The following is a 2,349-nucleotide window of genomic DNA, read 5'->3' as shown; positions in this document are numbered from 1 at the left end:
CATCCAGTCTGCAGCAAGCTTGGGATGAGGAAACGCCGCGGCTTCAAGCCGCGGCGTTTCTTGCAGTCTACCTGCGGTGGGTTACCGACGCGTCGTCATGGGACGAGGGCGTAGCCCGTGGGTGTGCTGCTGGGACAGCGCGCCGATAGAGAGCTTCTGGGGATGGGCGAAAGCGCAGCTAGGACCGACCGACCGCATGGCGCGCGATGAGATGGTGAAACTCACGGACGATTATGTGGGCCGCTGTAACCAGAGGGGTCGGACAAGATGGGGCTGGCGCTCCTGAAGGGTAGCCAAGCTGCCCACTGCTTGGGGTTGTCCGAAATCAGAGGTCCATGTCATGGCGGTTGGGGCGTCGCTTCCTGGACGAGCGGATTCCAGCGCGTTGTATCGAAGCCGGTGCGGTCATTCGGCACTATGGGATGCGGTTGATTCTGAGGGCTTCGGGTTTGCCCCCAGGGGTCGCTTGTTTTGCGCTCCGCTGGTGGCGGAGAGTGGGTATGCTGCCGAAGCGGTGGCCAATTATTTGAGGAATGAGCATGTAGGGCTCCCCCGATGAGGCTTCGGCAGTCAACGGATCCTGCGCAGGCTGCATTACGGCGGCATTCCAGATGCTTTGCTTCGAAAAACCTAAGCTTTGCGTAATGCGCCTAACCGGCAATGAAGCAACTCTCGTATATTTGGCCACCACACTGTTGAGCTGCCGCGAATCGAGCGCCTTGGGCAGCGGTAAAGGAAAGGCTGATCGCGGCCTTATGGAAAGGGGTCGCTGATAAAGGGGTGCGCACTTCCGAGCGAAGATAAGCATTGCCGTCGGGTTCGTCCGCGATGTTGCCGTTTGCGAAGGCCGGGAGTCCTGAGCTGCTTGCGAGGCTGAGGGTGGTCTTACGCTGATTGCCGATTGCCCGAGATCGGTAACCCGTGCTGGCTTCGAGGCGGCTGACATTGGTCGTTTCGGCAAGGGTTGTGCAAGCTTGGATGGCTATGCTGGGATGCATGGGGATTCTATTGACGGACATATCGGCCCTTGAGACGTTGCGGGCGTCTTCTGCTGCAGGGGCGGTGCCGCGCGAGGCGCCGTTCGCCTTCGGCTCGGTGCGAAGCCTGCAAGAGCTGCAACCTCATGCGGTCGAGATTCGAGACTTGGCCGGGCGCGGGCTCGGTTGCTGCTCGACTCCGTTGCACGTGTTGGTCCCACGTGCTGCGATGCGTCGAAATCATGCTGGCGTGAGGTGGCATGTGCATGAGGGGCGGCTTGCCGGAAGCTCGTTTTCGATGTTGGCGTCGGGTGTGTTTGCGGTGCGCCCTGAATTTGCTCTGCTGCATGTTGGTCAGCGAAATAAACTTGAAGCCTTGGCATGGGCTTTCGAATTAGCGGGTTCGTACCGCGTTTGCCGTGATGACGAGAGGGGTTTCGTGAAGGCGGATCCCCTTATCGCTCGAGCTTCGCTTTCCCGGTTCGCAAGGGCTCATAGCGATTTGTTCGGCTCGGCGGCATTGCGCCGCGTTGGGCGGTATGTGCTTGAAGGGGCGGCGTCTCCGATGGAGTCGGCGCTTGCAATGCTGCTTTGCTTGCCGGCGTCTCTTGGCGGGTTTGGTCTTCCGGCGGCGGAGCTGAACGCACGAGTCGATATCTCTGTTCGGAGCGAGTTGTCGTTCATGAAACGCTATTACGTTGCTGATATGTGCTGGAGAAAGCAGCGCGTCATCGTGGAGTACGATAGCGATGCCTTTCATGCCGGTCCTGGTCGTATTGCCGAAGATGCTGCCAGGCGCAACGCCTTGTTGCATATGGGATACGATGTCGTTACGGTCAGCAGGGCTCAGATTATGAATAGGGCAAGATGCGCGGAAACGGCGTCCGTTATCAGCAGGGCGATCGGGCATAGGCTTCGCATTAGGGCGAGCGATTGGCCGAAGAAGCACTTAGAGCTGCGAAGCCTGGTGTTGCCTAAATCGGGTTCAAGATTGTGACGGTTGCTTTTGCTTTACGGACGCTTGCTGTCGTTTGCCCAGCGCAAAGCTGTGGATGACGGGTGAAAAGCACGACTGCTGGCCAAAAAGATGAGAGTTGAGCAAATGGACGCCTTGTTATGCGTCCCCGCCTCCCCAATGGACGCGCTGTGACCAATGCCATAGCAGTGTTTTGAGCGTTGGTTGCGTAAACGCCTGCGGATGCGTAATGGTGCATAGGCGGAAATGAAGCAATCCTCGATAATTTGGCCACTGTTGTTAATTGCGCCTGGGCTTAAGCGGAATCCGTGGTCGCAACTGCGGACTGGTGTGCATCCAATCCGGGATAAGCCTGAACTGGCAAAAGAAGAGGCGCCGCGGCTTGGAGCCGCGGCG

At 58.7% G+C, this 2,349-nt stretch carries 1 protein-coding gene; it reads left to right on the top strand.

The genetic code is table 11. The annotated features are described in order from the left end of the window. The first annotated feature begins 978 nt into the window (after positions 1 to 978). Positions 979 to 1,974, top strand: coding sequence for a DUF559 domain-containing protein (locus Q0H50_RS09320; protein WP_294421684.1), 996 nt, complete (start codon positions 979 to 981; stop codon positions 1,972 to 1,974). Positions 1,975 to 2,349 lie beyond the last annotated feature (375 nt).

This window comes from uncultured Senegalimassilia sp. (assembly GCF_934632265.1).
Lineage (GTDB): Bacteria > Actinomycetota > Coriobacteriia > Coriobacteriales > Eggerthellaceae > Senegalimassilia.
The sequence above is the reverse complement of the archived record's forward strand: the minus strand, read 5'-3'. Positions and strand labels throughout refer to the sequence as shown.